The following is a 5,729-nucleotide window of genomic DNA, read 5'->3' on the forward strand; positions in this document are numbered from 1 at the left end:
TGTGCTCCTTGTCGGTCAACACGATCGGCGGGGCAACTCGCATGCGCTTGATCCCAGGCTACAGAGGATAATGCGTTGGAATGACTCAGCCACAATAAGTTCCGTCAAGAACAGAACCATACACTAGAGGCTGATGCGCTGGATGCGCGCTTCACGCGTGTCGCGGAAATACCGTTCTCGTCCGAGCGCAAGATGATGAGTACGATTCATCATGACACCGAACGGCATGGAAGCCTGCTCGCTCTGACGAAAGGGGCACCCGACGTCTTGCTTGCGCGCTGTACGCAGGAGCTAGTGGGAGAGGAGACGAGGCCGCTTTCACAGGCGCGGCGCGCGGAGATTCTATCGAGCAATGAAGCGCTGGCCGGTGAAGCGTTGCGTACCCTCGGAGTCGCCTTTCGCTTGCTGCCGAAGGATGCGCTCGAGCGAGACGCGTGCGATGAGCGCGTGGAACACGACCTCAGTTTCCTCGGGCTGATCGGGATGATCGACCCGCCCCGAGCTGAGGCGACGCAGGCGGTGGCGCGCGCTAAGAGTGCCGGCATTCGCCCGATCATGATCACCGGAGATCATCCTAGAACCGCTGCTGTTATCGCCATGGAGCTCGATATTACGGTCGACGGCCGAACCGTTAGCGGCACGGAGGTCGAGGGTATGCCGGACGAGATGCTCGCGCAAACGGCCTGCGACGTATCGGTCTACGCGCGCGTCAATCCCGAGCACAAGCTGCGGATCGTCAGCGCGTTGCAGAGTCAAGGAAGGACGGTGGCGATGACGGGCGACGGCGTCAATGACGCGCCCGCCTTGAAAACCGCCGATATCGGGGTGGCGATGGGTATTACCGGAACGGATGTTTCGAAGGAAGCGGCCGATATGGTTCTCACTGACGACAACTTCGCCTCGATCGTCGCGGCGGTTGAAGAGGGACGGGCAATCTTCTCGAACATCAGGAAGTTTTTGCGCTACCTGCTCTCATCCAATATCGGGGAAGTGATGACCATGTTCTTCGGCGTGCTGCTGACAGATGTGATCGGGCTGATCCCGGACGCTGACGGCGTCGTCGCACTGCCGTTGCTCGCGACGTAAATTCTCTGGATCAATCTGGTCACCGACGGCGCCCCCGCGCTCGCCCTCGGCGTCGATCCGGCGGGTGCCGGAATAATGAACGAACCGCCACGCCCGCGGCATGAAGGCGTGATCACATTGCGCATGTGGCGGGGTATCTTGTTCGTCGGCGCGATCATGGCGGCGGGGACACTGCTCGTGCTGGACACGAGCTTGCCCGGCGGACTAATCGAAGGCTCAGGTGACGTGCGCTACGCGCAGACGATGGCTTTTACCACTTTGGTGCTGTTCTCGCTTTTCACGGTGTTCAACGCACGTTCCGACCAACGAAGCGCGTTTGCCGAGCTGTTTTCGAATAAATGGCTCTGGGGAGCGGTTCTGCTGTCGTTGTCGTTGCAAGTGGCGGTGGTATACACGCCATTTCTGCAACACGCCTTCTCGACCGTGAGCTTGAGCATCGGCGATTGGCTATACTGCGCAGCAGTCGCGAGCTCCGTGCTGTGGCTGCGCGAACTGAGCAAGGCCATGCCACGCGCGACAGGCCAAGTTCGTCACCGGGAAGCACCGGAGCCCTAACGCGATCAATCACCGCGATACCATCACCGTTTCCCGCGATCGCTTCGATGGTGCCGTCTTCGACTTCGACGGCGTGCTGACCGATACCGCACGTGTACATTCGGCGGCCTGGACAACAGTCTTCGACGATTATCGACAACGCCACAGCGTGCGCACGGGCGTCGGTTTTCGCCCTTTCGACTCGCAAGCTGGTTATTTTCCCATGTCGATGGGCGTTCACGCGAGGGCGGTGCGCGGCAATTTCTGGCTTCGCGAGGTATTAACATTCCCGAGAAAGCTCCGGGCTGCCCCGCAGGGGATACCGTGAAAGCCTTGGCCGCGCGGAAGGACGCACTGGTGCAGGAGGATCACGCCGACGGCGCGGAGGGCTGGAACTCCGGGGTGGGCTCCGACTCGCGTAACTTCCCGGCCTTCAGCCATCAAGGAGAGTGGGGTCAATACTCGGGACATCGACTTCAAGCGGTGTAAGCGTAGCCATGGGTCAGACAAGATTGTAGAGCAGGTCACGCGGGACAACAACGCGGCACGGCACTTACCCCGATGCCCCCATCAGGGCATCCGCTCGCAACGCGGCGATCCATTCCTCATTGGTCGGCTCGACCGCAACTGTGGCGGGGCTGGCCTTCGTCGAGATTACGGGCGCATTGGCGGCGTTGGCCGCAGGGTCGAGCGCTATGCCCAGGTACGCGAGCCCATCGCAGATGCGCTCGCGCAACACAGGATTGTGCTCACCGATGCCCGCAGTGAAGACGAGGAGATCGAGCCCGCCAAGTGCCGCGGTCATCGAGGCGATTTCCCGTGCGGCACGGCGTATATAGAGTGCCAGTGCACGGCGCGCGCGGGGCTCCCTGGCTTCCTGCTCCAGCAATGTGCGCGTATCGGATGAGATCCCCGATATTCCGAGTAGTCCTGAGCCGTGGTAAAGAAGCTGTCCCACCTCTTCGAGCGAGCGCTTTTCGAATTCCATTAGATACAACAACGCGCCGGGGTCGAGCGCGCCACTTCGGGTGCCCATCATCAGCCCGTCCAGCGCGGAAAACCCCATCGTCGTTGCCACGCTTTTCAGATCCAGCATGCCGCAAAGACTGGCGCCGCTTCCCAGATGAGCAACAATTGTGCGGCCTCGGGCCAGTTCCCCGTGGCGTTCGGCGAGTGCAATCGACTGGTATTCGTAGGAGAGCCCGTGGAAGCCATATCTGCGTATGCCGCGCTCCCAAGCATCCCAGGAGAGCGGCAGCATCTGCTCGACTTCGGGCAGGGTATGGTGAAAGGCCGTGTCGAAACACGCAATCTGAGGCAGCTCGGGCCACTGTACTAGTAACCGCGCTATGGCCTCTAGCGCAAAGGGCTGATGCAGCGGCGCCAAGGGAATATAGCTACGCAGGTCCGCGAGCACATCAGCATCGATCCGCACCGGCTTGAAATATTTACTCCCTCCGTGCACCACACGGTGCGAGATCGCCGTGATGGCGCGGCTGCCACGCCGAGCTTCGACGCGTCGCGCAATGTGGGTTAACGCCGCTTCGTAAGGCTCGGAAGAGTCGAGTGTGATCGGCGCTGGTTCGCAACCCGTTTCGCCGAAAGTTGGTGTGGTTTCTGTGAGGCCATCGACTTTGCCGTTCCAGAGCGGCTTGCGGTCAGACGGTATATGGGCAGTGTCGAAAAGCGCGAATTTGATGCTGGAAGAGCCGCAGTTGAGGACGAGGATCAAATCACTCATGGCGTACAGCTGCTGGTGGAGATGCGCGAACAGGTCGCTTATTGGGCAATACGGCGCACGCCATCGTCACTACCGCTGCTAGCGAGATCATGCTCAGATGTTCCGCACCGACCCACTGTGATGGCGAAAGTAATCTCCGTGACGATCCCATTTAAATACACCGTTGTCCCATCAGCGATCAAGGTGCGGCTGACGGCCGTTTGAGGGGCCGCAATATTGCGGGAGCTATTCGAAAGGAGAAAAGATGCTGGGGGCAAATGGCCAAGACTCAATTGGCTCCATGCGTCGGAAAAAGCGAGTTTTTGAACCATTGCGACAACCGCGCAGCCATGAGGGCCATTAGATCGACGTCTCCACATCACCGTGGAGCAGCGAGCCGTGATCGATGCGCCAATGTCGAACGCCGGCGGACTCACTCAGGAAATATTCATCGACGCCCCGAGAATGTCTATGGAGCGGTCGATCTCCTCAACCATGCCCCCGGCGTAGCGCAAGCCGGCCTTGGAATTCTCCAGGGTAACTTTCATGGAGTCCGCGGGGTGACAGGTGCCAGCCTTGCACCCACCGGGTGGACCGTGTCGTGCTCAGCGTGAGCTAACCTCCCGCTCAGAGGTGCGCGCTACGGTGTGGGCCGAATGATCGTGGAGATGACTGGCGCGCCGCTCGGCTGGGACGCCCTTGTAATTGCATTCACTCGCAGCCTTCTTCAGCTGTACGTGGAAATTTCCTCTCGTAGGTTTTTAACGCTTCATCCACTGAAGCGCAGAAGGCAAGCTCCCCCACCCGCTTGCGGACACCCGCCCGGCGCAGTTTGAGGATCATACGCGGGTGCAGGTTGCTGATTAGCAATCCAATACGGCGGGCCCGCAGCTCGCTAACGATAGATTCCAAGGAGACGATCGCGGTCATGTCCAGCATGGTGACACCCCGCATGTTGAGGATGACCACGCGCACGTGCGGATTAACCATGCTGATATGGCGCATGGCCTTCTGGGCAGAGCCGAAGAACAACGGCCCATTTATATCGTAAACGGCCACCTCTTTCGGAAGATCCTGTGCGTGCTCGTCTCCATCGTTGAGCACGCCACGGATGTCTACTCCCGTCAAAGCTATGCTGCGGCGGATAAACAGCATGGCCGCCAAGCCGACGCCAACACTTACTGCAATGACCATGTCGAACAACACAGTCAGCGAAAAGCAAGTCAGCAGAGTAAGCACGTCGTGGCGCGGTGCGATCCTGAGAGTGCGCACGAAGTGGCGGGCCTCACTCATGTTCCAGGCCACCATGATCAACAGCGCCGCCATCGATGCCATGGGAATATAGGCAAGTAGGGGGGCCAGCGCCAGAATAGCGGCCAGGATGAACAGACTGTGCACGACAGAGGACACGGGGAGCGAACCACCGGCACGGATATTGGCCGCCGTGCGTGCAATGGCGGCAGTCGCCGGGATGCCGCTAAATAGCGGTGCGATCAGATTGCCGATGCCCTGCCCGATCAACTCATCATTGGGATTATGCTTTTTGCCGGACATGCCGTCGGCGACCACCGCACACAGTAGGGATTCAATCGCCCCGAGCATCGCGATGCTCAAGGCTGAGCCGATCAGTGTGTCCACCAGCTCAAAGGAAAGCCCGATGGGTTCACCGTTCGGCCCGGGCTGCTGCCAGGGCCACATGAACTCCGGCAACAGCGGCGGGATGCCGCTGCCGGTGACTCCGTTGATCTCATAGTGAAAGCGCGAACCGATGGTCTCCACAGTGAAGCCATCCACTACCACGACAAGACCCACTGCGGCAAAGGAGCCGACCAGCAATGCGACCAGATGCCCTGGTATCGGGCTGCGCAGGCGCGGCCACAAAAGCAGGATCAGGAAGGTCACCCCACCGATAAGGGCCTCCCGCCAGTCCAGAGTCGGCATGGCACCGATCAGGGTGGCGGCCTTCTCCGGAAAATGCCCGTCCAGGCTCGCGACGTCCAGTCCGAGAAGGTCCTTGATCTGAAGCGTGGCGATCACCACACCAATACCTGCGGTAAACCCAACTGTCACCGGATACGGCATCACCTCAATGAGGCTACCGAGGCGCAGCATCCCCATCAGAACCAGAATGATGCCCGCCATGAAGCCGCTGAGCAGCAACCCACCAGCCCGTATTGCTGCACAATCGGCAGCAACAGCACGACGAAGGCAGCCGTCGGCCCCGAGATATTTACCTTTGATCCACCAGTAAGCGCAATTACGATGCCTGCGACGATGGCGGTGTAGAGGCCGTTCTGCGGGGGCACACCGCTGGCGATAGCCAGCGCCATGGACAACGGCAGCGCGATCACGCCCACTGTCAGACCGCTCAGGACGTTGGACCAGAGGA

6 protein-coding genes are annotated in these 5,729 nt (G+C 60.2%); 3 read left to right on the top strand and 3 right to left on the bottom strand.

The genetic code is table 11. The features are described from left to right. Nucleotides 1–138 precede the first annotated feature (138 nt). From AC52Q4_RS05690 to AC52Q4_RS05700, 3 genes are all read left to right on the top strand, one after another. Nucleotides 139–1,086, top strand: coding sequence for an HAD-IC family P-type ATPase (locus tag AC52Q4_RS05690; protein ID WP_495535838.1), 948 nt, complete (start codon nt 139–141; stop codon nt 1,084–1,086). Between the two features lie 9 nt (nt 1,087–1,095). Then, nucleotides 1,096–1,641, top strand: coding sequence for a cation transporting ATPase C-terminal domain-containing protein (locus tag AC52Q4_RS05695; protein ID WP_495535839.1), 546 nt, complete (start codon nt 1,096–1,098; stop codon nt 1,639–1,641). Nucleotides 1,642–1,944: 303 nt separating this feature from the next. After that, entirely contained in the window at nt 1,945–2,109 is a 165-nt protein-coding gene (locus AC52Q4_RS05700) for a hypothetical protein (RefSeq protein ID WP_495535834.1), read from the top strand. A gap of 64 nt (nt 2,110–2,173) precedes the next feature. Here AC52Q4_RS05700 and AC52Q4_RS05705 read toward each other — a convergent pair whose 3' ends face one another. From AC52Q4_RS05705 to AC52Q4_RS05715, 3 genes are all read right to left on the bottom strand, one after another. Further along, nucleotides 2,174–3,361 carry an acetate/propionate family kinase gene (locus AC52Q4_RS05705; RefSeq protein WP_495535835.1) on the bottom strand — a complete coding sequence of 396 codons (1,188 nt, stop codon included), beginning with the start codon at nt 3,359–3,361 and terminating at the stop codon, nt 2,174–2,176. Between the two features lie 690 nt (nt 3,362–4,051). Beyond that, on the bottom strand, nt 4,052–5,482 hold the full coding sequence (gene dauA / locus AC52Q4_RS05710; RefSeq protein ID WP_495535836.1) for a C4-dicarboxylic acid transporter DauA: 1,431 nt from the start codon (nt 5,480–5,482) through the stop codon (nt 4,052–4,054). Then, nucleotides 5,458–5,729, bottom strand: a 272-nt coding sequence (locus tag AC52Q4_RS05715; RefSeq protein WP_495535837.1) for a SulP family inorganic anion transporter, incomplete at its 5' end; no start/stop codon positions are given. The genes AC52Q4_RS05715 and dauA, both read right to left, overlap by 25 nt.

The sequence above is a fragment of the Nitrococcus sp. genome (assembly GCF_059432795.1).

Coding starts and splice junctions, on each gene's coding strand:
- dauA (WP_495535836.1), bottom strand. CDS start 5,482: ATGGCGGGCATCATTCTGGTTCTGATGGGGATGCTGCGCCTCGGTAGC.
- AC52Q4_RS05705 (WP_495535835.1), bottom strand. CDS start 3,361: ATGAGTGATTTGATCCTCGTCCTCAACTGCGGCTCTTCCAGCATCAAA.